This window comes from Sphingomonas sp. Leaf67 (assembly GCF_001421965.1).
Classification (GTDB): domain Bacteria; phylum Pseudomonadota; class Alphaproteobacteria; order Sphingomonadales; family Sphingomonadaceae; genus Sphingomonas.
In genome coordinates this window covers 60,009-84,835 of the sequence record NZ_LMLP01000024.1, presented here as the reverse complement: position 1 = coordinate 84,835, position 24,827 = coordinate 60,009, and the positions used below count along the sequence as shown (strand labels likewise).

Here is a 24,827-nt window from a genome sequence, read left to right as displayed (position 1 = left end):
TAGCGGGAGGCTGTGTGATGCGTATTGCAAAGGCGGGGTTGGCAGCGTTCCTGACCCTGATGGCCGGCGGGTCGGCGGCGGCGCAGGATGCCGACGGGTTTCAATCCTATCTGCGCGAGGTTGCCTTGCGCGCGCGGGCGCAGGGGGTGCAGCAGCAGACGATCGATTCCGTCCTGCCGACGCTGACCTATAATCCGCGCGTCGTCGAACTCGACCGGCAACAGCCGGGATCGTCGTCGACGACCACCGTGTCGCGCTTCGCCCCCTATCGCATCCGCCATGTCGATGCGGCGCGGATCGATCGCGGCCGCACCGCCTATCAGGCGCAGCGCGGCCGGCTGGCAGCGATCGAGCAGCAGACCGGCGTGCCCGAATCGGTCATGGTCGCGATCTGGGGGCATGAGACCAATTACGGCAGCTATACCGGCGACTTCGATCTGCCGCGCAGCCTCGCCACGCTGGCCTATGAAGGGCGTCGCCGCAGCCTGTTCGAACCCGAATTCATCGCGACGCTGAGGATGATCGATCGCGGCGTTCCCCGCGAACGGTTGAAGGGCAGCTGGGCCGGCGCGTTCGGCTATCCGCAGTTCCTGCCGTCGATCTATCTGCGGCTGGCGCGCGACGGCGATGGCGACGGCGTCGCCAATATCTGGTCGAACCCTGCCGATACGCTCGCCTCGATCGCCAATTATTTCGTCGATGCCGGCTGGCGGCCCGGCCAGCCATGGGGCTTTGCGGTGCAGGTCCCGACCGGCTTCGACCGATCGATCCTTACCCCGCGTACCCTGTCGCCCCGGTGCCCGCGCGTGTTCGCCCGGCACAGCCAGTGGCGCTCGCTCGAAGAGTGGCAGGCGCTGGGCGTCGTTGCCAGCGACGGCCGCCGCCTCGACCCGACGATGCAGGCGACGTTGATCGAGCCGGACGGCCCGGGAGAGACCGCCTATCTGCTGACCGGCAACTACCGCGTGATCCTCGACTATAATTGTTCCAATTTCTACGCGCTGTCGGTCGGGCTGCTGGCGGACGCGGTCGCCCAATGAGCCTCGCCGTGCTGCTGCTGCTGGCTGGCGGGCAGGTGTCGGCACAGAACGCGCCGCCGGTCGTCCACGAACAGCGACTGGACGAGGTCGGCCGCGCCGGTTTCTCGCACCGGGCCGGGCAGGGCATGACGGTGCAGCACCGCACGCTCCCCGGCGGCAGCTATGCCGAGGTCACCGCGCTCGACAGCGGTCGGACGATCATCGTGCTGGTCGAAAACGATCCGTCGGTGTCGCCCGAAACGATCGCGCTGCTGTCGGCCCCCGCATCAATGGCGATCGGCGTTGGCGACCAGACGGACGCGCAGATCCGAATCCGTCCCGCCGCGCCGTCGCCCGCCGAACAGGCCGCGATCCGCGCCGGCAGCGAAGTTCCCCGCCTCGCCGCGCCGCCCTCGTTGCTCGCGGCGCTGCGCCGGCCGCTGCCGTCGGTGCAGCCAGCGGCGATCCAGCCTGTTGCGGTCGCGCCCAAGGCCGCCCCACCGCAAGTTGCGGCTATCACCGCAGCCGCTAAACCAGTGCCCCGCTCGAACCCGCCCGTCACCGCCATGCCCAGACCCGCCGCTGGCCGCTGGCTGGTACAGGTCGCGGCCCTGTCGGACGCCAACCGCGCCGCCGCGCTCGCAAAAACCATCGACGGCGTTGTACGTTCGGCGGGCAGGCTGTACCGGGTGCAGGCAGGCCCATTCCCTACCCGTGCCGCCGCCGAAACCGCCCGTGCCGCCATCGCACGTCGCGGCTTCGCCGACGCCCGGATCATCGCCCAGGACTGAACGGAACCACGTGCCCCATGCGTAAGATCGCCCTTTCGAGCATCGCCGCCATCGCCATCGCCACCCCCGGCATCGCCGCCGCGCCAGCGTTCGACACGCCGGCACCGGTCGCGTTCATGACTGACCTGTCGTCGGGTGCGACGCTGTATGCGAAGGACGCCGATCGCCGGATGCCGCCGGCATCGATGGCCAAGATGATGACCGCCTACGTCGCGTTCGACCTGATCAAGAAGGGCGATCTGAAGCTTGGGGACATGGCGACCGTATCGCCCGAAACGTGGAAGAAGTGGCACGGTCCTCAGGCCGGATCGACCATGTTCCTGTCGGTGAACGAGAATGTCAGCGTGGAAAACCTGCTGTACGGCATCATCGTCCTGTCGGGGAACGATGCCTGCGTCGTGCTCGCCGAAAAGATCGCCGGTTCGGAAGAAGCGTTCACCAACCTGATGAACCAGCGGGCCAAGGAACTGGGTCTGGCCAACAGCCATTTCGGCACGTCGAACGGCTGGCCCGATGAAGGCCGCACCTATGTGACGGCGCGCGATCTGGCGAAGCTTGCCTCCGCGACGATCCAGAACCATCCGCAGCTGTACAAGAAATTCTATTCGAAGACCGATTTCACCTGGGGCAAGACGCTGGGCGAGGGGGCCGCGATCACGCAGGCGAACCGTGACCCGTTGCTGGGCCGGGTGCGCGGTGCCGATGGCCTGAAGACCGGCCATACCGAGGAGGCCGGCTATGGCTTCACCGGTTCGGCCGAACAGGACGGCCGGCGACTGGTGATGGTGCTGGCCGGTCTGACCAGCGCGAACCAGCGTATCGCCGAATCGGTCAAATTCATGAACTGGGGCTTCGGCGCATGGCGCGCACGCCCGATCGTCGCGGCGGGCAAGAAGGTCGAGACGGCCGAGGTTCAGTTGGGCGATTCCTCGACCGTCGGCCTCGTCGCGCCGAAGGCGCTGACCGTCACGATGCCCGCCGGCACCAACAGCCCGATCACGGCGAAGGTCGTCTATACCGGCCCGATCAAGGCACCGATCGCCAAGGGTCAGCATATCGCCGACCTCGTGATCTCCTCGCCCGACACCGGGGAACAGCGTATGCCGCTCGTCGCCGAAAAGGACGTGGCCGAGGCCGGCTTCTTCGGCCGGATCTGGGCAAGCCTGACCTCGCTGTTCGCTTGAGCGCCGGGCGGTTCCTGACGCTGGAGGGCGGGGAAGGGGTCGGTAAATCGACCCAGGCCCGCGCGCTGGTTGCCGCGCTGGAAGCGCGCTGCATCCATGCGGTGCTGACCCGCGAGCCGGGCGGCAGCGAGGGGGCCGAGGCAATCCGCGACCTGCTGATGCAGGGTGAGGTACGCCGCTGGAGCGCGCATAGCGAGGCGCTGCTGTTCGCCGCCGCGCGCGCCGATCACGTCGAAAAACACATCAACCCGCTGGTTGCGGCGGGCAGCTGGGTGATTTGCGACCGGTTCATCGACAGCACCCGCGCCTATCAGGGCGCGCAGGGGATCGATGATGCGGCGATCCTCGCGCTCCATGCCTTCGGGTCGCGCGGACTGCTGCCCGACCGCACGCTGCTGCTGACCCTGCCCGATGGGGAAGGGGACGCGCGCGCCCGTGCCCGCGATGGCGAGGCGGCGGACCGGTTCGCGGCGCGGGGCGATGATTTCCATCGCTCGGTCTCAACGACCTTCGACCGGATCGCCGCGACCGAAAGCGACCGGGTGCGCCGCATCGACGCCTCGGGCGAGGTATCGGCGGTGACCGCGCGCCTGATCGAAGCGATCGCCGATCTGCTGCCATGACCCCGATCGGCAATGATGCCGCGCGGCAGGCGTTCATCGCCGCTGCGGAAGGTACATCGCTGCACCATGCGTGGCTGCTGAGCGGACCCGAGGGGGTCGGCAAGGGCAGCTTTGCCCGCGACATGGCGCTGCGCCTGCTCGCCACCGCAATCGACGGGCGCAGCCGGATGCGCGGTGACATCGCCGACGACCACCGCGCCGCCGCGCTGATCGCGGCGGGCGCGCATCCCGACTATCGCGAACTCGTCCGGTTGCCCAAGGACCCTGACAAGCCCGATCAGGATATCGCACGCAGTATCAAGATCGATCAGGTCCGCACCCTGCAGCCGCTGTTCGCGACCAAGCCTGCGCTGTCGTCGCGCCGGGTGATCGTGATCGATGCGATCGACGATCTCGAACGGCCGGGTGCCAACGCCCTGCTCAAGAACCTCGAAGAACCGCCGGTCGGCACGATCTTCCTGCTGGTCAGCCATTCGCCGGGACGGTTGCTGCCGACGATCCGCTCGCGCTGCCGGCAACTGCGCTTCGATCCCTTGACCGATGCAGAGGTCGCGACGGTGGTACGCGCGGAATTGCCCGAAACCGAAGCGGCGGAAGTTGCCGCGCTGGTCGCCGCGGCGGACGGATCGCCCGGCCGCGCGCTGGCCTATGCCGGACTGTCGGTCGCCGCGCTCGACCGCGACCTGTCGGAAATTGCCGAGACGGGCGACCTCGACAACCGCATCCGCTCGCGCCTTGCCAAATCGCTCGCCGGCAAGACCGCCCAGCCACGCTATGCGATGTTTCTGGACCGCTCTCCGGCACTGATCGCCGCGACGGCGCGGACGCGGACCGGGCCAGCGTTGCGCGACGCGCTCGACGCCTATGACAAGGCGCGGGCACTGGCATCGATGGCTCCGGCCCTGTCGCTGGTGGCGGAGACGACGGTGTTCGAAATGGCCGGGCTGATCGCCCGCCTGGCGCCGGGGCGTCCGGGCGGTTAAGCCGGCACGGAACGCTGCGTGTCCTGAAATTGACGTCATTTGAGCGAAGCCTGGGATCTCTCGGTTAGCTGCTCCGTCATCCCGGCGCAGGCCGGGATCCATGGTCACGGTACGTCGCGGCTCTATCTTTATCGCCCGTATCCATGGATTCCGGCCTTCGCCGGAATGACGGTTTCGGACGGCGAGAGTATCTCGGGCGGGAGCGCGCCGTGGTCCGCCGCCAAAAGCGCCGCAATCCCCGACCTTGTTCTGTCACGCTTTGAACCGTAGAGCCTCGGACCATGTCCGATCCTTTCTACATCACCACCGCGATCCATTACCCGAACGGCCGGCCGCATATCGGCCACGCCTATGAAATGATCGCCGCCGACGCCATCGCCCGCTTTCATCGGCAGGCCGGACGCGACGTGTTCTTTCAGACCGGCACCGACGAACACGGCCTGAAAATGGTCAAGACCGCGCGCGAACGCGGCGTCGACGTCCGTGCGCTTGCCGATGAAATGTCGGGTTATTTTCACGACATGGCGGGCGAACTGAACATCTCCTGTGATCGGTTCATCCGCACTGTCGAACCGCAGCATTATGCCGCCTCGCAGGCGATCTGGACGGCGATGCGCGATGCCGACGACCTGTATCTCGATCGCTATGAAGGCTGGTATTCGGTCCGCGACGAAGCCTTTTACGAGGAAAAGGAGCTGGTCGACGGGGAGGGCGGCGTCCGCCTCTCGCCGCAGGGCACGCCGGTCGAATGGACCGCCGAGGAGACGTGGTTCTTCCGCCTGTCGAAATATCAGCAGCCGCTGCTCGATTTCTACGCCGCCAACCCCGACTTCATTCAGCCCGAAAGCCGCCGCAACGAAGTACTGCGCTTCGTCGAGGGCGGGCTGACCGACCTGTCGGTGTCGCGCACCAGCTTCGACTGGGGGGTGCCGGTGCCCGACAGCCCCGGCCACGTCATGTATGTCTGGGTCGACGCGCTGACCAACTATCTGACCGGCGCGGGCTATCCCGACGCGCCGAACCGCTACTGGCCGGCGGCGCTGCATTTGATCGGCAAGGACATTGTCCGCTTCCACGCGGTCTATTGGCCCGCTTTCCTGATGTCGGCGAAGTTGGCGCTGCCGAAAACCGTGTTCGGCCACGGCCATGTGCTGGCCCGCGACGGGACCAAAATGTCGAAATCGGCCGGGAATGTCGCCGATCCGATCGAGCTTGCCCGGCTCTACGGCGTCGACTCGCTGCGCTATTTTCTGATGCGCGATGTCAGCTTCGGTCAGGACGGCAGCTTTTCCGACGAAGCGATCGTGACCCGCGCGAACAGCGACCTCGCCAACAGCTTCGGCAACCTCGCGCAGCGAACCCTTTCTTTTATCGCGAAAAATCTGGAAGGCGCGCTGCCCGAACCGGGCCGCAGCGATCCCGCCGACGCCGATCTGCTCGCCACGATCGCCGAAGCAACCACTACCTTCCGTGGCAACTTCACCAACTTACAACTCAGCCAGGCACTCGAAGCATGGATGCGCGGCGTGTTCGCCTGCAACCAGTATATCGACGTGCAGGCCCCGTGGGCGCTCCGCAAGACCGATCCCGAACGGATGCATGCCGTCCTCGGCACGCTGGTCCGTGCGATCCGCGATCTCGCCGTCACGATCGTGCCGGTCGTCCCGGCCTCAGCCGAAGCGCTGCTCAACCAGCTGGGGCAGGCGGGGCAGGGGCATGACGCGCTGGGCGACGACCGCTGGTACGAAGAAGCGCGCGCTGCGGGCTTCCGGATCGCTCCACCGACCCCCATCTTTCCACGACTGACGATCGCGGAGACCGTACCGGCATGAAACTGGCCGACAGCCATTGCCACCTGAACTATAAGGGCGTTGCCGAGGTTCAAGGCGACGTCTTGACCCGCGCCCGCAGCACCGGCGTCGTGGCGATGCTGAACATCTCGACCCGCGAAAGCGAATGGGACGCGGTGATTGCCACCGCCGAGCGCGAACCAGACGTCTGGGCGACGGTCGGCATCCATCCGCACGAAGCCGACCAGCACCCACATGTCGACACGGCGCGACTGGTCACGGCGGCCATGCACCCGCGGGTCGTCGGCATCGGCGAGAGCGGACTCGATTACTATTACGACCATAGCGATCGCGGTGCGCAGCAGGTCAGTTTTCGGTCGCACCTTGCCGCATGTCGCGAAACGGGCTTGCCGATCGTGGTGCATACCCGCGACGCCGAAGACGATACCGCAGCGATCCTGCGCGACGAGTTGGGAAAGGGGACCTTCCCCGGCGTTCTGCATTGCTTCACCGGGTCGGCAGAACTCGCACGGATCGCGCTCGATCTCGGTTTCTACATTTCCATTTCCGGCATCGTGACGTTCAAAAGCGCACAGGTGTTGCAAGCAGTCGCCAAAGACTTACCACAGGACCGGCTGCTCATTGAAACCGACGCGCCGTTTCTGGCGCCCGTCCCACACCGTGGAAAACAGGGTGAGCCTGCATTCGTCGCCGACACTTGCCGCTTCCTCGCGCAGCTGCGTGGCGAGGACCCGGAAGCGTTAGCCGACGCAACGCGAGCTAATTTTCATACGCTGTTCGCGAAGACGCTCGCGTGAAAATCCGCATTCTCGGCTCCGGTACGTCGTCGGGTGTGCCGCGGATCGGCAACGACTGGGGCGTTTGCGACCCGAATGAACCGCGCAATCGCCGTACCCGTGTGTCCGCGTTGATTGAGCATGGCGGTACGCGCATTCTGATCGACACCGGCCCGGATATGCGCGAGCAACTGCTCGCGGCGGACGTCGCGACCATCGACGCAGTGCTGTGGACCCATGACCATGCCGATCACTGTCACGGCATCGACGATCTGCGGCAACTGTTCCACAATCAGGGATCGACGGTACGCGGCTTTGCCCGAGCGGACACGCTGGCCAGCCTGAAGTCGCGGTTCGATTATGTCTTTGCCGGGCGACAGGGCTACCGTGCGACCGTCGCGGCCGATGTTCTGCCCGACCGAATGGCCGTCGGTCCGATCGCGGTAAACTGTACCGATCAGCCGCATGGTTCGATTTTTTCGGCCGGGCTGCGGTTCGAGACCGAGGGCAGATCGATCGGCTATGCGACGGATTTCAGCACGGTAACGCCCGAAATGATAGAACTGTATCGCGGCGTCGACATTCTCGTGGTGGATGCGTTGCGGGTTGCGCCGCATCCGACCCATCCGTCCCTCGACGAAGCTCTGGCGTTCGCGAAGACATGCCAGGCCGGGCGCACGGTACTGATCCATATGGATCATTCGATGGATTATGCCACATTGTGCTCGACACTGCCGGACGGGGTCGAGCCGGGGTTTGACGGGCTGGAACTGACGCTGTGAGCGATGATCGCGGCGTCTATGTCCTGCTGGGATTGCTGGCGCTTACGCTGCCATTGTCGTCGCTGCTGGTGCGGCGTCCGCCAGCCCGGGCGGTAATACGCTCCGTTGTCGGGTGGGCAATCATTGCCGGGGTTCTGTTTGTAGCTTTTAGCAACCGCGCCCGATTGACGGAAGTCGCAGCGGGTCTAGGCGAAAGGCTTGGTCTGGCCGAGCAGATGGTCGAGGGTGACACGGTTCGTATCCGTCAGTCGCCCGACGGACATTTTTACGCAACGGCGCGGTTGAACGGCGTTGAGCGGCGGATGCTGATCGATAGCGGTGCGACGACGACGGCGATCTCGGAAGCGACCGCCAAGGCGATCGGCGTCACGCCGCGACGGGTGCCGCCGGTGGTGATCACGACCGCGAACGGAATGGTCGAGGCGGCGCGCGGACGGATCGAAACGGTGCGGATCGGATCGCTGGAAACCCGTGACCTGCCGATCGTGGTGTCGCCGGCATTCGGCAATTTCGACGTCATCGGCATGAACTTCCTGTCAAGGTTACGAAGTTGGCGCGTTGAGGGCGGAACGTTGGTCCTCGATACCGGAAATGACGTCTAATTTTACATAATGTCGATTATCGCATTTGCCTTGATGCATTGATGGAGGCGGTTATGGGACTCCCTGGGTCGGAACATGGTACCGGCATCATCACTCCAGCAGACTGCGAGCCGTCCGCTCGGCCGGCCACTGCGGAACATGATACCGTCGGGCGGATCGTCGCGATCATGGCACAGCTCCGGGACCCGGAACGTGGCTGTGAATGGGATTGCGCACAGACGTTTGCGACGATCGCGCCCTATACCATCGAGGAAGCCTATGAGGTCGCCGACGCAATCGAACGCGGCGATATCGGTGACCTGAAAGACGAATTGGGCGATCTGCTACTCCAGATTGTGTTCCACAGCCGTATCGCCGAGGAAGCGGGTTATTTCGACCTGAGCAATGTCGTCGACGCGATCAGCGATAAGATGGAACGTCGTCATCCGCATATATTTGGTGACGCAGAAGTTGGCGGTCATCACCTGTGGGAACAGGTCAAGGCCACCGAACGCCGCCAGAAGCCGGGGCAAGGCGGTGCCTTGGCGGGGGTCGCGTTGGGCTTGCCCGCACTGGCGCGGGCGGAAAAGCTGCAGAAACGTGCTGGCCGCGTCGGCTTCGACTGGCCCGACGCTACCGGTCCGCGCAACAAGATCGACGAAGAACTTGCCGAGATCACGCAAGCGACGACCGACGCCGAGCGGTTCGACGAAGTCGGCGACCTGTTATTCTCGGTCGTCAACTGGGCCCGGCATCTGGGCGTCAACGCCGAAGCCGCGTTACGTGCGGCGAACGGCAAATTCGAGCGCCGATTCAGTGCTATGGAAGCTGAAGATGCCACCTTCGCCGACCGGACGCTGGCCGAACAGGAATCGGCGTGGCAACGTGCAAAGGCGGCCGAGTAACGCTAACGCGAAGTTAACGATACTCGGCAGCGATCAACGCGTCAGGAACCGATCGTAATCGGCTGGCGACATGCGGACATCGTACAAGGCGCGGCCTTCGTCGATCCAGTGGTCGGTAACCTCGCCATGCGCATGTAGCCACGCAGCACTTGCGCCGTCCTCCGGTGCTAGCGCGATCCGGTAGCGGCGATGACCCTGCGTCAACCGATCCCCGACGGTACGAACGAGACGATCGACCCCCTCCCCGGTCAGCGCCGACAGCGCGACGACATCGTCACGATGAGCCGCTTCGCCGAGCAGTTCGGTTTGATCTTCCTCGCGCAACAGGTCGAGCTTGTTCCATGCTTCGATCCGCGGCGTTGTTTCATCCACGCCGATTTCGGCGAGGACGGCTTCGACGTCGGCGGCTTGTGCTTCGGTATCGGGATGTGCAACGTCGCGGACGTGGACGAGCAGGTCGGCCGACACGACCTCCTCCAGCGTCGCCTTGAACGCGGCGACCAATTGCGTGGGCAGGTCGGACACGAACCCCACGGTATCGGACAGAATCGCCTTGTCCACACCCGGCAGCGATACCTGGCGCAGCGTCGGGTCCAGCGTCGCGAACAGCAGGTTTTCGGCCATGACATCGGCACCGGTCAGCCGGTTGAACAGCGTCGATTTGCCCGCATTGGTATAGCCGACCAACGCAACCACCGGCCATGGCGCGCGCTGACGGCGGTCGCGATGGAGCGTCCGGGTCCGCGATACGCCCTCCAGCTCGCGCCGCAGCCGCGCCATCCGATCGCGGATCAGGCGACGGTCGGCCTCGATCTGGGTCTCACCCGGACCACCGAGAAAGCCGAAGCCGCCGCGTTGCCGTTCAAGGTGGGTCCAGCTCCGGACCAGTCGACCGGCCTGATAATCGAGATGGGCCAGTTCGACCTGCAACCGCCCCTCGGCAGTACGGGCGCGTTCGCCGAAGATTTCGAGGATCAAGCCGGTGCGATCGATCACCTTGCAGGCCAGCGCGGTTTCGAGATTGCGCTGCTGCACCGGCGTCAGCGCCGCATCGAACACCGCCAACTGGATATCGTCGTCCCGGACGATGGCCGCCAGCTGATCGACCTGCCCGCTGCCGAGCAACGTCGCCGGCTTCGGCGCACGGACGCGGAAGGGTACGCGGTGGCGGACGTCCACGCCGATCGCCAGCGCCAGCCCGGCGGTTTCCTCCAATCGGGCATCGGCGTCGCGCGCCGATCCGCCCATATCGGGCAGGACGACCATTGCCGCTGCGCCGCGCGTGAATTCCTGCGCGTCGCGATCGAAACCAGTGCTCAAACTTCGTCCGCTCCCGATGCCTGTTCCTCCGCAAGGTTCAGCGGATTGGCCGGCTGAATCGTCGAAACGGCGTGCTTGTATACCAATTGCGACATGCCCTCACGCTGCAGCAGCATGCAGAACAGGTCGAATGCAGCGATCTGACCTTGCAACATCACGCCGTTCACAAGGAACATGGTGACGTTTTCCTGCGCCTTGCGCACAGCGTTCAGAAAGATTTCCTGTAGCGGCGCGTTCTTCGTCGAATGCTCGGCCGCCGCCTCGATCACGGACGACAGGTCGGCCGGCCCGGCGGGCATAATCGTCGAAATGGCGTGTTTGTAGATCAGTTGCGATTGTCCATCGCGGCGCAGCAACACCGAAAAATTGTCGAACCATGTCACGATACCCTGGAGCTTTACGCCCTTGACCAAGAACATCGTGACCGGTGTCTTCGACCGGCGGAGCGAGTTGAGAAACAGGTCCTGTAGCGACCCGTGCCTATCGGCCATGGTTTGCCCTTGTTTTTGGCGGGAAATTTCCCGCGTGAGTGTCTTTGACCGGCACCCGGTTGCCGTGCCCCAGTGGCACGGATCTGCAATCTAGGTCGCTTGGCCGGTGCCCGCAATGGGACCTTCCGGCTATTCGTCGCCGCGCGTCTCGGTAATCCCCAGCAGTTTGAGTTTGCGGTGCAATGCCGAGCGTTCCATGCCGATGAACGTCGCGGTCCGCGAAATATTGCCCGAAAAACGCCGGATCTGGACACGGAGATACTCGCGTTCGAACGATTCGCGGGCCTCACGCAGCGGCGAGCCCATGATTGCGCTGGCCGACGCACCCCCTGCCCCATCGCCCGCCGACCCGAGCACCTCTGGCGGCAGCAGGTCGATATCGATGCGGGCGATACGATTGCCCGGCGCGAGGATGACCGTACGCTCGACGACGTTGCGCAACTGCCGGACATTGCCCGGCCATTCATAGCTTTGCAGCGCGATCATCGCATCGGGTGCCACCTCGGGCGTCGATACGCGACGTTCATTGGCATAATGCGCGACGAAATGTTCCACCAGCGGCGGGATATCCTCGCGCCGTTCGGCCAGCGACGGGATCTGCACCGGTACGACGTTGAGCCGGTAATACAGGTCCTCGCGAAACGTGCCGTCGACGATCTCCTGCTGAAGATCCCGCGCGGTCGCCGAGACGACGCGGACATCGACCTTCACCACCCGCGTACCGCCGACCCGCGTAAAGCTCTGGTCGGTCAAAACGCGCAGGATGCGGGCCTGTGTCGCGATTGGCATGTCGGCGATTTCGTCGAGGAACAACGTGCCGCCATGCGCCTGTTCGAGCAGGCCGGGGCGAACGAGATTGCCGCCTTCCTCCACACCGAACAGTTCCTCATCGACCCGTTCCGGGGTCATCCGTGCGGCGCTGACGATCACGAACGGTGCACGGGCGCGTTGGCTCCAGCCATGCAGCAGGCGGGCGGCGACTTCCTTGCCGACCCCTGCCCCGCCGGTGATGAGGACCCGGCTGCCGGTGCCGGCGACACGCTTCAGCGTCGCGCGGACGCTGTTGATCGCGGTCGAACTGCCGGTCAGATCATCCTCACGACCCACTGATGCACGCAGCGACGCCACTTCCCGGCGCAAGCGTTCGGTTTCGGTCGCGCGCTGGACCAGAAACAGCAAGCGTTCGGCCTCGAACGGCTTTTCGATGAAGTCGACCGCACCGCGGCGGATCGCCGCCACGGCAGTATCGATATTGCCATGGCCCGAGATGACCAGAACCGGAAGCGACGGATCGCGCGCCTTCAGTTCGTCGAGCAAATCGAGCCCGTCAAGCCGCGATCCCTGTAGCCAGACGTCGAGCAGGACCAGCGACGGACGACGCTGCGCAACGGCCTCCAGCGCGGCATCGCTGTCGGCGGCACCGCGCGTGTCATAGCCTTCGTCCTCAAGGACGCCGGCGACCAGTTCGCGGATGTCGGTTTCGTCGTCGACGACGAGAATGTCGAGCTTCATGCGGGCGTTCCGGTCCGGGTAAGCATGGGATGGCGCGTCATAACCTCCTGTGGGGCATCATCTTCCGTCGATCCGGTACCGGCGAGAGCGGCAAGAACCGATGGGTCGAATATGATCGATACGATCGTCCCTCCTCCGGGACGGTCGGCGAACGATATGGTTCCGAAATGTTCCTCCACGATCTTGCGCACGATGGCGAGGCCGAGGCCCGTGCCGCCCTTGCGCGTCGTCATATAGGGTTCGGCGATACGGTCCCGCTCGACCGGCAGGCCGATACCGTTGTCGCTGGTGTCGATATGCATCCGCCCCTGCGCATCGTAGCGAACGTCGATTTCGATGCGGCCGCGTTCGGCCGTTTCCGGGCGGGCTGCAACGGCTTCGGTCGCATTCTTGACGATGTTGGTGAGCGCTTGCCCCAGCTGCCGGCGGTCGCAGACCAGCGGCGCGGGGCCGGCGGCTTCGAGGACGAAATCGATATCGGGATGGGCGACTTCGTGCAGGAACAGGCTTTGCCTCGCCAGCTCGGCGAGGGACTCGTGCCGGAATACCGGTTTGGGCATCCGCGCGAAGGACGAGAATTCATCTACCATGCGGCGCAGGTCACCGACCTGCCGCACGATCGTTTCGGTCAACCGCGCGAAGGTGCCGTCGTCCTCCTGCAGCTTGCTGCCATAGCGGCGTTGCAGCCGCTCGGCGGCGAGCTGGATCGGGGTCAGCGGGTTCTTGATTTCGTGCGCGATGCGGCGGGCGACGTCGGACCATGCCGCACGGCGCTGATCGAGCAATTGCTGGGTAATGTCGTCGAAGGTCAGGATGTGCTGGCCATCGTCGCGGGTGATGCGCACCGCCAGCGTCTTGGCCTCACCGCCGGCGGCAAGCTGGATGATCGCGTCCTGCGTATCGCTGCCGAGCAGGGGGTCGAGTTCGGGTGCCACTTCGGCGAGCGGACGGCCGACGAGCGGCATCGTGCCGGTCTTGAGCAGCGCGGTCGCCGAACTGTTGGCGAGGCGGATGATCCGGTCGGAACCGACCGATACCACGCCCGCGCTGACGCCTGACATCACCGCCTCGATCAGGGCACGGCGGCTGTCGATCTGGGCGTTCGCGGCAACCAGTTCGCCGGTCTGTTCCTGCAACCGCTCGGTCATGCTGTTGAACGCGCTGGCGAGGGTGCCGATCTCGTCCTTGACGCGGGTATGGGTCGGTTCGGGGACGCGGGCCGATAGATCGCCATCGGCGATGCGCCGTGCGGCCCCGACGAGCGCGCCCACGGGCCGGACCAGACGATCGGCAACCGCGAGCGCCACGAACACGGCGAGGCCAACGATCAGCAGCGATACGATGAACAGCGCGATGTTCAGTCTTAGCTGGACGCTGCGTGATCGGTTCAAGAGTGCGTCATAGTCCGACAGGATCGCACGTGTGCGGTTCAGGCGATCCTGCAACTTGGCAAAGTCGATGTCGCGCGCGGAATAAACGAAATACGGCGTGTCGGGGACGCGCGTCACGGACTGGACCTGCCCGTCTCGAACGCTGACATAGCTTTTACGCCCTGATCGTAATGCTGTGATCGATTTCGGATCGATGCTCCAGCGCAACGGGCCCTCGTAGATGGAGGCCGACGCCAGCGATCTCGGGCGCCCATCCGCCGGAATATCGAACACCACCGAATCGCTGAGCGAACGGATGAACATACTTTGCTGGTACAACAGGCGAAATTCGTCGCTTTCCATCGAGTAGCGATTGTTCAACAGCATCCGCCGGACGTCCGAAGCCACGGCAACGTTCTGGCTGTCGACCCCATCGAGGAATTCGTTGTACGACGACTGGGCGAGCGCCTGCGCATTCTCAAAAATGCCGCGAGCGCGCGTCGACGACCAGAATTCGACGCCATACTGAAACAGGAACGACGCGACGACCGTGACCAGCAGCATCGGTACGCTGGCGAGGATCGAGAACAGCGCAACCAGACGCACATGCAACGTGCCGGTGCCGCCAATCTCCGATCTGGCTGCGCGGCGCTTGGCAATGCGGCGGCCCATCAGCACGAGCAGCGCCATCGCCGGGATCAGGTTGGCGACCAGCACCACCGCCATCAGCGACGGCGATGGCAGTCGTCCCCGTGCCGCCTGACTGCCGTCGAACAGGAAATAGCTGCCGATGCCGACCGCGATCGCAAGGAGCAGGACCGCACCCTCGATCGCCGGGAACCACCGCGCGGGGATCGATGAGGCCCGAGCCGGTTCCGTCAACGCTGCACCCATGTTGCGGTTTTACAACATTCCGGCGGCAACGCACGTCAAATCGCAACCTGGGTGCGAACCGAACCGATCAGCGTTCCTTGTCAGCATGATAGGCGCGAAGCGTCGGATCGATGCCCAGATCGTCGAGCCGTTTGCGCAGCGTGTTGCGGTTCAGCCCCATGGCTTTTGCGGCACGCAACTGGTTGTTGGCGTGGCGATCGAGCATCGCTTCGATCAGCGGGCGTTCCACGTCGGAGATGAGCCGGTCGTAAAGTGTGCCGTTGTCGAGCGCGGCGGGTTCCTCGCGGGCGATGCGGCGGACCCATGCGCGTACTGCTTCGTCGAGGTCGGTGTCGGGTAACGCAATCGGCTTGCCGGTCGCTTCGCCCAGCGTCCCGCGCAGTTCGCTGGCGTCAATCGCGGCGTCGCGGCCGAGCACGGCGACGCGGCGCATGAGATTCTCCAGCTCGCGGACGTTGCCGGGCCAGTCATGCCCCTCCAGCAATGCCAACGCCTCCGGCGTCAGCGACTTGCGCGGCAGACCTTCGCGGGCGGCCTGATCAAGGAAATGGCGTGCCAGTAGCGGAATGTCCTGTCGCCGTTCGCGCAGCGGCGGCAGTGCGATCGGGACGACGTTGAGTCGGTAGAACAGGTCCTCACGAAACTGGCCCGACTGGACCTGCGCTGCCAGTGTCTTGTTCGTTGCGGCGACGATGCGGACGTCGGCCCGGATCAGGCGGGCACCGCCGACGCTGGTAAACTCACCGGACTGCAGGACCCGCAGCAGCCGGGTCTGCGCCTCCATCGGCATGTCGCCTATCTCGTCGAGGAACAGCGTGCCGCCGGCGGCCTGTTCGAATTTGCCTGCCGAACGTTGCGCAGCACCGGTAAACGCACCGCGTTCGTGGCCGAACAGTTCCGCTTCGATCAGTTCACGCGGGATCGCCGCCATATTCAATGCGATGAACGGCGCACGCTGCCGCCGGCCGAGGTCGTGGAGGGCGCGGGCGACCAGTTCCTTGCCGGTCCCGGACTCGCCGGTGACCAGTACGGTCAGGTCGGTCGCGACGACGCGGGCGATCACGCGGTAAACGTCCTGCATCGCCGGAGAACGACCGATCAACGGCAACGACGAATCGAGTGCGTCGACCGGTTGATCCTCCGTCACTCCGGCGCGCCTCGCCAGCGCGCCGCGCACCGCCAGCGCGAGGGTGTCGAGATCGAACGGCTTAGGCAGATAATCAAAGGCCCCCGCCTCCGCGGCCCGAACGGCGGTCGTCAGCGTGTTGCGGGCCGACAGAACGATGATCGGCAGATCCGGATATTCGATGGCCAGCGACGCGGCCATTTCGAGGCCGTCGCCATCCGGCAGGACGACGTCGGTGACCAGCACGCCCGGCAGCCCGGCGCGCAGTTCGGCGCGCAACTGGCCGAGCGTCGCGACGCTCTGTACGTCGTACCCCTCACGCCGCAACGCCTGTGCCACGACCATGCGGATCGCGGCGTCGTCATCGACCAGCAGGATGCGGGCGGGACCGGTCATGCGCGCGGCAGGTGCATGCGGAACACGGTCATCGCGGGAAATCCTTCACGGGCATAGCGAACCAGACCGCCCATCTCGCTGACCAGCTTCTCGACCATCGGCAGGCCAAACCCCCGCCCCTCGCGCTTGCCCGAGACGAAGGGTTCGAACAGATGGCCGGCGATATCGGCGGGGGCACCGGGGCCGTTGTCGGTGACGGTCAGTTCGATCGGTACGGCGCGTCGGCTGCCGTCATGAATGCCATGCGACAGGCCGTGGCGATAGGCCGTGCCGAGAATGATGCGGGGCTTCTCCACCTTCTCAAGCGCTTCGGCAGCGTTCTTGAGCAGGTTTACCATGACCTGAACAAAGGCGTCGCGGTCGATGCGGACCGGCGGCAGCGACGGATCGAAGCGCTCCTCGATCGTTACGCCGCGGGCGAAGCCGGCGGAGGCAAGCTGCACCGCATGGGCCAGCACCGGATAGATGTTCTGCGCGACCAACTCGCGCGGCCGATCGTCGGTAAAATCCTGCATCCGATCGATCAATGCGGCGATGCGATCGACCTCGGCGATGATCAGGTCGGTCAGGACGGGGCGATCGTCGACGTCGCCCGCCAGCAATTGAGCGGCACCCCTAATTCCCGACAGCGGATTCTTGATCTCATGCCCCAGCATCGCCGCCGCACCGATCGCGGCCCGCGCGCCGGCGGCCTGCGACATCGCATGGCCGCCGCGCAGTCCGTACAGCATGACGATCCGCCACGCCGAGCCATGCGCTGCCGGGCTGTCGTGGAAGTCCAGGCGAAGCCGCCCGCCGCGCTTCAACTGCAATTCGCAGTCGTAACTCGTAAAAGCGCGGCCATCGCGCTGTTCGGCATAGCCCGGTGGCAGCGAAATGATCTGTTCGAGCGACAGGCCGCGCATCGCCCGGTCCGACAGGTTCAACAGCAGTTCGGCGGCACCATTGGCATGGGCAATACACCCCGCCTCATCGAGCACCAGCGCGGCGACCGGAAGCCCTGCGAACAGGTCGGCAAACGCCGGCATCGCGGTTGCTGACGTCACGCTGCTGTCACGCCGCTGCGCGCGAGCACCATGGTGCGTAGAAGTCGTCGAGCATCGCCAGCACCGTCTTGGCGCTCGCTTCCTGATTGACCTTGTTCCGGAAATCGGCGGAGCCGTGCAGTCCCTTGGTGTACCAACCGATATGCTTGCGCATCATGTTGACGCCGGTTTCGGCACCATAATGGTCGAGCATCATGTGATAATGTTCGAGGATCAGGCGATATTGTTCTTCGACCGAGGGATCGTCCTGAACATGCTCGCCCGACAGGGCCTGCATGACCTGCGCGAGCAGCCACGGCCGGCCATAGGCACCGCGACCGATCATCACGCCATCGGCACCCGATTGATCCAGCGCGGTCCGGGCATCGTCGACCGAGCAGATATCGCCGTTGACGATCACCGGCACCTTCACCGCATCCTTCACCCGGCGGACGAACCCCCAGTCGGCATGGTCGCGATACATCTGGTTGCGGGTGCGACCATGGACCGTCACCATCTGCGCGCCCAGATCCTCCGCGATATGCGCCAGTTCGGGGGCGTTGAGGCTGTTGTGATCCCAGCCCATCCGCATCTTCACCGTGACCGGGACGTCGACCGCCTTCACCACCGCCGCGATGAGCTCGGCGGCGAGCGGCAGGTCGCGCATCAGCGCCGACCCGGCATCGCCGTTCGTGACCTTGCGCACCGGACAGCCCATGTTGATATCGACGATCGCCGCGCCCTTGTCCTCGGCCAGCTTGGCGGCTTCGCCCATTTCGACCGGCGTACAGCCGACGAGCTGCATCGATACCGGTTCCTCGACCGCGTCCCACATCGCCTTCTGAATCGACTGACGGGTTTCGCGGATCGCGGCCTGGCTGGCGATCATCTCGGTGACGTTCAGCCCCGATCCGTGCCGCCGCACCATCTTGCGGAACGGCAGGTCGGTGACACCGGTCATCGGCGCGAGGATCACGGGCGTGTCGATGACGACATCGCCGATACGGATGGGAGCTATGGTCATCAATCGTGCCTGAAAATCAGGCAAGCTCTAGCGCAACGCTGTGCGCAGGGCAAGGCTGGCGGGCGCACGCGCCTTGCGCTAGGCGGACGGCCATGCAGACCGGACCAACAGTCGCGCTGATCGTCGCCGCCGGTAACGGGACGCGATCGGGCAGCGCCACCCCTAAGCAGTTCGCGCCTGTCGCCGGACGTCCGATGGTCGCGCACGCCTATGCTGCGCTGTCGTCGCATCCCGGCATCGACCGGGTGGTCGTCGTGATCGGTGCAGGGCAGGCCGACGCGCTGCACGCTGCCATCGGCGACGTGGAGTATGTCATCGGCGGCGCGACCCGGCGCGAAAGCGTCGCCGCCGGCCTTGCCGTCGTCGCCGACGCGGCGCGCATCTTGATCCATGACGCGGCACGGCCGTTCATCCCAGCCGCCGTAGTCGATCGGCTGCTAGCTGCGCTCGACAATGCGCCCGGTGCCGTGCCGGTCCTGCCGGTTGCCGATACGCTGGCACAGGCTGGCGTAGGCCTTGGCGATGTCGTGCCGCGCGCCGCATTGGTGCGGGTGCAGACGCCACAGGCGTTCGACATGGCGGCGATCCGTCAGGCGCATGCCGAATGGGATGCCGGCACCGAAGCCACCGACGATGCGCAGATGTTGCGCGCGATCGGGCTGAACGTGGCGATGGTCGAAGGGGACACTATGCTCGACAAGATCACCTATCCGACCGATTTTACACTGGCCGAGGCGCGCGCCCTGCCCGCGCTCGTTTCGCGTAGCGCCACCGGCTACGACGTCCATCGCCTCGAAACCGGGGAGGAATTGTGGCTGGGCGGCGTGCTGATCCCGCATGATCGCGGGCTGTCGGGGCATAGCGATGCCGATGTCGCGTTGCATGCCATCACCGACGCCTTGCTCGGCACGATCGGGGCCGGCGATATCGGAACGCATTTTCCGCCGAGCGATGCGCAGTGGCGCGGTGCCGAATCAGGACAGTTTCTGGCGCACGCTGCCAAGCTCGTCCGTGCCGAGGGCGGGATCATCGATTTCGTCGACCTGACGTTGATCTGCGAAGCGCCCAAGATCGGGCCGCACCGCGCGGCTATGCGCAGTCGGATCGCCGAAATCCTGACGATCGAGGAACGGCAGGTCAGCATCAAGGCGACGACCAGCGAGCGACTGGGCTTTACCGGACGGCAGGAAGGAATCGCGGCACAGGCGATCGCGACGATCCGGGTGCCGGCATGAAGCGCCTCGCCGCGTTCCTCGGACTGTTCGCTTGCGGTTCGGCGTCGGCGCAGACGCCGCAGGCGTGCGTGACGCCGGTCGAGGCAGAGGCGCTGGTGCTGTTCGTCGCACCCGAACTGATCCGGCAGGCCGGCGCACGGTGTGCCAACGCCCTGCCCCCGACGGCGCTGATCCGCCGGACCAGTGGTCCGTTCCTTGCGCGTTACGAAGCCGAAACCGATGCGGCGTGGCCGCAGGCGAAGGCGGCGCTCGCCCGCCTGACCGCACCGCAGGCGATCCAGCTGCTTGATGCGTCGTTCGCCGCGCCGCTGGTCGCATCGCTGATCGCGCCGATGGTGGTCGGCAATATCGATCCGGCGGATTGTCCGCGCATCGAGCGGGCAGCGAACCTTGTGCAACCGTTGCCGCCCCGCAACGTCGCCGGTCTCATCGTCCTGTTCGCGCAGGTCGATGCCGACCGGCCCAACCCCCAGATGCGCCTGCCGCTATGCGGACAGCGCGCCCGGAATTGATGTAATGGACAGTATCCTACCCCCCGAACTGATCGAGGCCGCGCGCCGCGTCGTCGAAACGAACCGTGCCGCGGGTCGGCGCATCACACTGGCCGAAAGCTGCACCGGCGGGCTGGTGTCGGCGGCTATAACCGAAATTCCCGGTTGCTCGGACGTGTTCGACGCGGGCTTCGTGACCTATTCGAACGATGCCAAGGTCGAGTTGGTCCGGGTCAGCACCAACGTGATCGAAACGTTCGGCGCAGTATCGATCGCAACGGCATGGAGCATGGCGCAGGGCGCGCTGGAGGTGACGCAGGCCGATGTCGCCGTCGCCATCACCGGCGTCGCCGGTCCGGGCGGCGGTACCGAAAAGAAACCGGTCGGGACCGTCGTGTTCGCGCGCGCCGAAAAGGGCGGCGATCCGGCGAAGGTCGTTGCCGACCTGCGCCAGTTCGGTGACCTTGGCCGTGGCGGGGTCCGTCTTCAGGCGGCACTATGTGCGCTCGAACTGCTGCTGCCGCCCGAAGTCGCACCGGAAGAACCGGTGCCCGAATCGCCGTAAAGATCGGCGGCGCGATCCTCGAACGCGCCGATCATCTTGCGCAACGCCCGGTCGAACACCTGTCCGGCAAGCATTTCGAACATGCGGCTCTTGAACTGGAAATCCACGCCGAAATCGACATAGCAGCCGCCCTGCCCGTCGGGGCGGAAGCGCCAGTCGTTGTTGAGGTATTTGAGCGGCCCGTCGAGATAATCGACGCGGATATGGTCGGGCCGTTCCTTCTGAACCTTCGACGTGAAGCTCTCGCGCAGCCCCTTGAACCCGACGATCATGTCGGCGACCATTTCGGTATCGCTGTTTGACCGCACCCGGATCGCGCTGACCCATGGCAGGAATTCGCCATAGCGCGCGACATCGGCGACCAGATCGAACATCTGCTCGGGGGAATAGGGCAGATGGCGGGTTTCGTTGTGCTTTGGCATCAGCCGCGGACAACGCCCAGCTTGGCATCGCGGTTCGCCCGCATCCGTTCGAAATCGTCACCGGCATGGTAGCTCGACCGGGTCAGCGGCGACGACGCGACCAGCAGGAAGCCCTTGGCCCGGGCGATCGCTGCAAAGCCGTCAAAGGCCTTGGGCGTGACGAAGTCGATGACCTTCGCGTGGCGGGGCGTGGGTTGCAGATACTGGCCCATCGTCAGGAAATCGATGTCGGCCGATCGCATGTCGTCCATCACCTGATGCACTTCCAGACGTTCTTCGCCCAAGCCGAGCATGATACCGGATTTGGTGAAGATCGACGGGTCGAGCTTCTTCACACTCTCCAGCAGGCGTAACGATGCATAATAGCGCGCGCCGGGACGGATGGTCGGATAGAGGCGCGGTACGGTTTCCAGATTGTGGTTATAGACGTCCGGGCGCGCCGCCACGATCATCTCGACCGCCGCCTCGTGCTTGTTGCGGAAATCGGGGGTCAGGATCTCGATCGTCGTGGTCGGGTTCGCGGCGCGGATCGCCTCGATCACCTTCACGAACTGCTTGGCACCGCCATCGGGCAGATCGTCGCGATCGACCGAGGTGATGACGATATGGTTCAGCCCCATCGCCGCCGCCGCTTCGGCGACATGCTGCGGCTCCATCGGATCGACCGCGCGCGGCATGCCGGTCTTCACGTTGCAGAACGCGCAAGCGCGGGTGCAGGTGTCGCCGAGGATCATGACGGTCGCATGCTTTTTGGACCAGCATTCGCCGATATTCGGGCAGGCCGCTTCCTCGCATACCGTCGTCAGGCTTTTCGAGCGCATCAGCGCGCGGGTTTCCTGCACGACCTTGCCGGTCGGTGCCTTGACCCGAATCCAGTCGGGCTTGCGGATCCGCTCGGGGCGGGGCAGCGGCGTCATCTCGTTCATGCGTGTCAGATAGCGATGCACGGCGAAACGAACAACCGCCTGCAACGTTCGCGCGCGCCATGCGTCTACCGACCGAGGGAAGAATTATACATTTCGACGGAGAATCATTGATGCACTTCAGCGACCTCAAAGAGGGCTATTATCGCTTTCGTGGCACCGAGTGGCAGCAGGAACGCCAGCGCTGGAGCGAACTGGCCGGTGGCCAGAGCCCCAAGGTCATGGTGATCGCCTGCTCCGATAGCCGCGTCGATCCGGCGACCATTTTCGGCGCACGTCCGGGCGAAATTTTCGTGGTGCGCAACGTCGCCAATCTCGTGCCGCCGTTCGAGGACGATGGCGGGCGGCACGGCGTGTCGGCAGCGCTGGAATTCGCGGTGACGAAGCTGGAGGTCGAGGAAGTCCTCGTCCTCGGCCACGGCGCTTGCGGCGGCGTCAACGCCTGCCTCACCCAGGCGCTGGCGAATACCAAGCCGGGGGAAGGCGGCTTCGTCGCCCACTGGATCGACCTGCTCGATGGGGCACGCGAAAAGGTCGTGGCCGAACATGGCACCGGTCCCGAAGGCCAGAAGGCGCTTGAGCAGGAAGGCGTAAAAGTCTCGCTAAACAACCTGATGACCTTCCCGTTCGTCAAGGAACGGGTCGAAGCCGGCACGCTCAAGCTGCACGGCGCGGTTTTCGCGATTGAGGACGGACGTCTGCGCGTGCTCGAAGGCGATACGTTCGAAAACGCATGAACAGGACGCGGGGCGGGGATACTCCCCCGCCCTGCGATGATGCTTACCCTTCCTTCGGACCGTCGACGGTCACGCGGATATTGAGTTCGCGAAGTTGTTTGGGCGTCGCATAGTTGGGCGCGCCCATCATCAGGTCTTCAGCCTTCTGCGTCATCGGGAAGGTGATGACTTCGCGGATGTTCGGTTCGTCCGCCAGCAGCATGACGATCCGGTCGACACCCGGTGCAGAGCCACCGTGCGGCGGTGCGCCGAACTTGAATGCGTTGATCATGCCGGCAAAGTTCGTGTCGACATCTTCCTGGCTGTAGCCGGCGATCTCGAACGCCTTGTACATGATCTCCGGACGATGGTTCCGGATCGCGCCCGACGACAGCTCCACGCCGTTGCAAACGATGTCGTACTGGTACGCGAGGATGTCGAGCGGGTTCATCGTCTCCAGCGCTTCCATCTCGCCCTGCGGCATCGAGAAGGGGTTGTGGCTGAAGTCGACCTTCTTCGCGTCCTCGTCATATTCGAACATCGGGAAATCGACGATCCAACAGAACTCGAACCGCTTGTCGTCGATCAGGCCCAGCGTCTCGGCAACGCGGGTCCGTGCCAGTCCGGCGAGCTTTGCGGCCTGCGCTTCCTTGCCGGCGGCGAAGAACACACCGTCATCGGGGCCGAGGCCAAGCGCTTCGGCGATCTTGGCCATGCCTTCCTCGCCATGGTTCTTGGCGATCGGGCCGCCCCATTCGCCGCCCTTACGGGTGGCATAGCCGAGGCCGGCAAACCCTTCCGACTGCGCCCACGCGTTCATGTCGTCGAAGAATTTGCGGCTCTTTTCGGCGGTCCTCGGTGCCGGCACGGCGCGGACCACGTCGCCCGCCTCGACGATCGAGGCGAAGCGGCCGAAGCCCGAACCGACGAACAGGTCGGACACGTCGGTGATGATCAGCGGGTTGCGCAGGTCGGGCTTGTCGTTGCCGTATTTCAGCATCGATTCGCGATAGGGGATGCGCTTGAACGGCAGCGGGGACACCGTGCGGCCCTTGCCCTGCCAGTTGGCATATTCCTCGAACACGCCGTGCAGCACGGGTTCGATCGCGGCGAACACGTCTTCCTGCGTGACGAAGCTCATTTCGAAGTCGAGCTGGTAGAATTCGCCGGGGCTGCGGTCGGCGCGAGCATCTTCGTCGCGGAAGCAGGGCGCAATCTGAAAATAACGGTCGAAACCGGCGACCATCAACAGCTGTTTGAACATCTGCGGTGCCTGCGGCAGCGCATAGAATTTGCCGGGATGAACGCGGCTGGGGACAAGATAGTCGCGTGCCCCTTCCGGCGACGATGCGGTCAGGATCGGGGTCTGGAATTCGGTGAACCCCTGATCGATCATCCGGCGGCGCAGCGACGCGATGACGTTCGAGCGCAGCAGGATGTTCGCGTGCAGCCGTTCGCGACGCAGATCGAGGAAGCGATAGCGAAGCCGAATGTCTTCGGGATATTCGGCTTCGCCCGCGACCGGCATGGGCAATTCCTGCGCCGCCGACTGAAGCGTCGCGGCGCGCGCGTAGATTTCGATCGCGCCGGTGGCGAGGTTCGGGTTCTTGGTCGCCTCGCTGCGCAGCTTCACGTTGCCGTCGATTGTCAGCACCGATTCGGTCCGTGCCGATTCCAGCAGCGCGAGCGCAGGCGAATCGCTGTCCGCGACGATCTGGGTAATGCCGTAATGGTCGCGCAGGTCGATGAACAACACGCCGCCATGGTCGCGCTTGCGATGCACCCAGCCCGACAGGCGGACGGTCTCGCCATCGTTCGCGTCGGTCAGCTGGCCGCAGTTATGAGTGCGATAGGCGTGCATC

General features: G+C 65.0%; 24 protein-coding genes. 14 read left to right on the top strand and 10 right to left on the bottom strand.

Features of this window, described 5'->3' with window-relative positions; translation table 11 throughout:
* The first annotated feature begins 17 nt into the window (after positions 1 to 17).
* The 10 genes from ASE90_RS17390 to mazG all read left to right on the top strand — a co-directional run bounded on the left by ASE90_RS17390 (position 18) and on the right by mazG (position 9,455).
* A complete protein-coding gene (locus ASE90_RS17390) occupies positions 18 to 1,040 on the top strand; it encodes a lytic transglycosylase domain-containing protein (RefSeq protein ID WP_056003852.1) in 1,023 nt (340 codons plus the stop codon).
* Positions 1,037 to 1,810 carry an SPOR domain-containing protein gene (locus tag ASE90_RS17385; RefSeq protein WP_082449912.1) on the top strand — a complete coding sequence of 258 codons (774 nt, stop codon included), beginning with the start codon at positions 1,037 to 1,039 and terminating at the stop codon, positions 1,808 to 1,810. The genes ASE90_RS17390 and ASE90_RS17385 overlap by 4 nt, the downstream gene beginning before the upstream one ends.
* Positions 1,811 to 1,827: 17 nt before the next feature.
* The gene (locus tag ASE90_RS17380; RefSeq protein ID WP_056003846.1) at positions 1,828 to 2,994 is read left to right on the top strand and encodes a D-alanyl-D-alanine carboxypeptidase family protein; all 1,167 of its coding nucleotides are present in this window, start codon (positions 1,828 to 1,830) and stop codon (positions 2,992 to 2,994) included.
* Positions 2,991 to 3,617: a dTMP kinase gene (tmk, locus tag ASE90_RS17375; protein ID WP_056003843.1), complete on the top strand. Its 627-nt coding sequence runs from the start codon at positions 2,991 to 2,993 to the stop codon at positions 3,615 to 3,617. Before ASE90_RS17380 ends, tmk begins: the two co-directional genes overlap by 4 nt.
* The gene (locus ASE90_RS17370; protein ID WP_056003840.1) at positions 3,614 to 4,600 is read left to right on the top strand and encodes an AAA family ATPase; all 987 of its coding nucleotides are present in this window, start codon (positions 3,614 to 3,616) and stop codon (positions 4,598 to 4,600) included. Before tmk ends, ASE90_RS17370 begins: the two co-directional genes overlap by 4 nt.
* 281 nt (positions 4,601 to 4,881) lie before the next feature.
* Positions 4,882 to 6,432: a methionine--tRNA ligase gene (gene metG / locus ASE90_RS17365; RefSeq protein ID WP_056003837.1), complete on the top strand. Its 1,551-nt coding sequence runs from the start codon at positions 4,882 to 4,884 to the stop codon at positions 6,430 to 6,432.
* The gene (locus ASE90_RS17360; protein ID WP_056003834.1) at positions 6,429 to 7,208 is read left to right on the top strand and encodes a TatD family hydrolase; all 780 of its coding nucleotides are present in this window, start codon (positions 6,429 to 6,431) and stop codon (positions 7,206 to 7,208) included. The genes metG and ASE90_RS17360 overlap by 4 nt, the downstream gene beginning before the upstream one ends.
* On the top strand, positions 7,205 to 7,969 hold the full coding sequence (locus tag ASE90_RS17355; protein ID WP_056003831.1) for an MBL fold metallo-hydrolase: 765 nt from the start codon (positions 7,205 to 7,207) through the stop codon (positions 7,967 to 7,969). Before ASE90_RS17360 ends, ASE90_RS17355 begins: the two co-directional genes overlap by 4 nt.
* Complete coding sequence (locus ASE90_RS17350; RefSeq protein ID WP_056003828.1) at positions 7,966 to 8,571, top strand: TIGR02281 family clan AA aspartic protease; 606 nt, start codon at positions 7,966 to 7,968, stop codon at positions 8,569 to 8,571. Before ASE90_RS17355 ends, ASE90_RS17350 begins: the two co-directional genes overlap by 4 nt.
* A gap of 167 nt (positions 8,572 to 8,738) precedes the next feature.
* Entirely contained in the window at positions 8,739 to 9,455 is a 717-nt protein-coding gene (mazG, locus tag ASE90_RS17345) for a nucleoside triphosphate pyrophosphohydrolase (RefSeq protein WP_056003825.1), read from the top strand.
* A gap of 33 nt (positions 9,456 to 9,488) precedes the next feature.
* Here mazG and hflX read toward each other — a convergent pair whose 3' ends face one another.
* From hflX to dusB, 7 genes are all read right to left on the bottom strand, one after another.
* Positions 9,489 to 10,775 carry a GTPase HflX gene (gene hflX, locus ASE90_RS17340; RefSeq protein ID WP_056003823.1) on the bottom strand — a complete coding sequence of 429 codons (1,287 nt, stop codon included), beginning with the start codon at positions 10,773 to 10,775 and terminating at the stop codon, positions 9,489 to 9,491.
* A complete protein-coding gene (gene hfq, locus ASE90_RS17335) occupies positions 10,772 to 11,293 on the bottom strand; it encodes an RNA chaperone Hfq (protein ID WP_268795030.1) in 522 nt (173 codons plus the stop codon). The genes hflX and hfq overlap by 4 nt, the downstream gene beginning before the upstream one ends.
* Before the next feature lie 102 nt (positions 11,294 to 11,395).
* Positions 11,396 to 12,778 carry a sigma-54-dependent transcriptional regulator gene (locus tag ASE90_RS17330; RefSeq protein WP_056003817.1) on the bottom strand — a complete coding sequence of 461 codons (1,383 nt, stop codon included), beginning with the start codon at positions 12,776 to 12,778 and terminating at the stop codon, positions 11,396 to 11,398.
* Complete coding sequence (locus ASE90_RS17325) at positions 12,775 to 15,030, bottom strand: sensor histidine kinase NtrY-like (protein WP_235531929.1); 2,256 nt, start codon at positions 15,028 to 15,030, stop codon at positions 12,775 to 12,777. The genes ASE90_RS17330 and ASE90_RS17325 overlap by 4 nt, the downstream gene beginning before the upstream one ends.
* A 79-nt stretch (positions 15,031 to 15,109) precedes the next feature.
* Entirely contained in the window at positions 15,110 to 16,564 is a 1,455-nt protein-coding gene (gene ntrC, locus ASE90_RS17320; RefSeq protein ID WP_056003811.1) for a nitrogen regulation protein NR(I), read from the bottom strand.
* Complete coding sequence (locus ASE90_RS17315; RefSeq protein ID WP_056003809.1) at positions 16,561 to 17,592, bottom strand: two-component system sensor histidine kinase NtrB; 1,032 nt, start codon at positions 17,590 to 17,592, stop codon at positions 16,561 to 16,563. Before ASE90_RS17315 ends, ntrC begins: the two co-directional genes overlap by 4 nt.
* A gap of 25 nt (positions 17,593 to 17,617) precedes the next feature.
* Positions 17,618 to 18,613 (bottom strand): tRNA dihydrouridine synthase DusB, encoded by a 996-nt coding sequence (gene dusB, locus ASE90_RS17310; RefSeq protein WP_056003804.1) that lies wholly within the window; start codon positions 18,611 to 18,613, stop codon positions 17,618 to 17,620.
* A gap of 92 nt (positions 18,614 to 18,705) precedes the next feature.
* Between dusB and ASE90_RS17305 the strand changes: the two genes are divergently transcribed.
* Genes ASE90_RS17305 through ASE90_RS17295 form a run of 3 tightly spaced genes read left to right on the top strand, consistent with a single transcriptional unit; the run spans position 18,706 to position 20,904 of the window.
* A complete protein-coding gene (locus ASE90_RS17305; protein WP_056003801.1) occupies positions 18,706 to 19,848 on the top strand; it encodes a bifunctional 2-C-methyl-D-erythritol 4-phosphate cytidylyltransferase/2-C-methyl-D-erythritol 2,4-cyclodiphosphate synthase in 1,143 nt (380 codons plus the stop codon).
* Positions 19,845 to 20,360 carry a hypothetical protein gene (locus tag ASE90_RS17300; protein WP_056003798.1) on the top strand — a complete coding sequence of 172 codons (516 nt, stop codon included), beginning with the start codon at positions 19,845 to 19,847 and terminating at the stop codon, positions 20,358 to 20,360. Before ASE90_RS17305 ends, ASE90_RS17300 begins: the two co-directional genes overlap by 4 nt.
* Before the next feature lie 4 nt (positions 20,361 to 20,364).
* Positions 20,365 to 20,904: a CinA family protein gene (locus tag ASE90_RS17295; protein ID WP_056003795.1), complete on the top strand. Its 540-nt coding sequence runs from the start codon at positions 20,365 to 20,367 to the stop codon at positions 20,902 to 20,904.
* Here the strand turns inward: ASE90_RS17295 and ASE90_RS17290 are convergent.
* On the bottom strand, positions 20,826 to 21,326 hold the full coding sequence (locus ASE90_RS17290; protein ID WP_056003792.1) for a type II toxin-antitoxin system RatA family toxin: 501 nt from the start codon (positions 21,324 to 21,326) through the stop codon (positions 20,826 to 20,828). The two genes, ASE90_RS17295 and ASE90_RS17290, sit on opposite strands and share 79 nt — an antisense overlap.
* Complete coding sequence (lipA, locus tag ASE90_RS17285) at positions 21,326 to 22,252, bottom strand: lipoyl synthase (RefSeq protein ID WP_056004170.1); 927 nt, start codon at positions 22,250 to 22,252, stop codon at positions 21,326 to 21,328. The genes ASE90_RS17290 and lipA overlap by 1 nt, the downstream gene beginning before the upstream one ends.
* 107 nt (positions 22,253 to 22,359) lie before the next feature.
* Here lipA and ASE90_RS17280 point away from each other — a divergent pair, with 107 nt between their 5' ends.
* Complete coding sequence (locus ASE90_RS17280) at positions 22,360 to 22,986, top strand: carbonic anhydrase (protein ID WP_156357586.1); 627 nt, start codon at positions 22,360 to 22,362, stop codon at positions 22,984 to 22,986.
* Positions 22,987 to 23,029: 43 nt separating this feature from the next.
* Here the strand turns inward: ASE90_RS17280 and aspS are convergent, their stop codons facing one another.
* On the bottom strand, positions 23,030 to 24,826 hold the full coding sequence (aspS, locus tag ASE90_RS17275) for an aspartate--tRNA ligase (RefSeq protein WP_056003786.1): 1,797 nt from the start codon (positions 24,824 to 24,826) through the stop codon (positions 23,030 to 23,032).
* Position 24,827 lies beyond the last annotated feature (1 nt).

What these genes read in the sequence shown, in the direction of transcription:
- ASE90_RS17390 (WP_056003852.1), top strand. Translation starts at nt 18, where the DNA reads ATGCGTATTGCAAAGGCGGGGTTGGCAGCGTTCCTGACCCTGATGGCC.
- mazG (WP_056003825.1), top strand. Translation starts at nt 8,739, where the DNA reads ATGGCACAGCTCCGGGACCCGGAACGTGGCTGTGAATGGGATTGCGCA.
- dusB (WP_056003804.1), bottom strand. Translation starts at nt 18,613, where the DNA reads ATGACCATAGCTCCCATCCGTATCGGCGATGTCGTCATCGACACGCCC.
- ASE90_RS17330 (WP_056003817.1), bottom strand. Translation starts at nt 12,778, where the DNA reads ATGAAGCTCGACATTCTCGTCGTCGACGACGAAACCGACATCCGCGAA.
- aspS (WP_056003786.1), bottom strand. Translation starts at nt 24,826, where the DNA reads ATGCACGCCTATCGCACTCATAACTGCGGCCAGCTGACCGACGCGAAC.
- ASE90_RS17385 (WP_082449912.1), top strand. Translation starts at nt 1,037, where the DNA reads ATGAGCCTCGCCGTGCTGCTGCTGCTGGCTGGCGGGCAGGTGTCGGCA.
- ASE90_RS17305 (WP_056003801.1), top strand. Translation starts at nt 18,706, where the DNA reads ATGCAGACCGGACCAACAGTCGCGCTGATCGTCGCCGCCGGTAACGGG.
- ASE90_RS17380 (WP_056003846.1), top strand. Translation starts at nt 1,828, where the DNA reads ATGCGTAAGATCGCCCTTTCGAGCATCGCCGCCATCGCCATCGCCACC.
- ntrC (WP_056003811.1), bottom strand. Translation starts at nt 16,564, where the DNA reads ATGACCGGTCCCGCCCGCATCCTGCTGGTCGATGACGACGCCGCGATC.
- ASE90_RS17370 (WP_056003840.1), top strand. Translation starts at nt 3,614, where the DNA reads ATGACCCCGATCGGCAATGATGCCGCGCGGCAGGCGTTCATCGCCGCT.
- ASE90_RS17295 (WP_056003795.1), top strand. Translation starts at nt 20,365, where the DNA reads ATGGACAGTATCCTACCCCCCGAACTGATCGAGGCCGCGCGCCGCGTC.
- metG (WP_056003837.1), top strand. Translation starts at nt 4,882, where the DNA reads ATGTCCGATCCTTTCTACATCACCACCGCGATCCATTACCCGAACGGC.
- lipA (WP_056004170.1), bottom strand. Translation starts at nt 22,252, where the DNA reads ATGAACGAGATGACGCCGCTGCCCCGCCCCGAGCGGATCCGCAAGCCC.
- ASE90_RS17315 (WP_056003809.1), bottom strand. Translation starts at nt 17,592, where the DNA reads ATGCCGGCGTTTGCCGACCTGTTCGCAGGGCTTCCGGTCGCCGCGCTG.
- ASE90_RS17360 (WP_056003834.1), top strand. Translation starts at nt 6,429, where the DNA reads ATGAAACTGGCCGACAGCCATTGCCACCTGAACTATAAGGGCGTTGCC.
- ASE90_RS17290 (WP_056003792.1), bottom strand. Translation starts at nt 21,326, where the DNA reads ATGCCAAAGCACAACGAAACCCGCCATCTGCCCTATTCCCCCGAGCAG.
- ASE90_RS17300 (WP_056003798.1), top strand. Translation starts at nt 19,845, where the DNA reads ATGAAGCGCCTCGCCGCGTTCCTCGGACTGTTCGCTTGCGGTTCGGCG.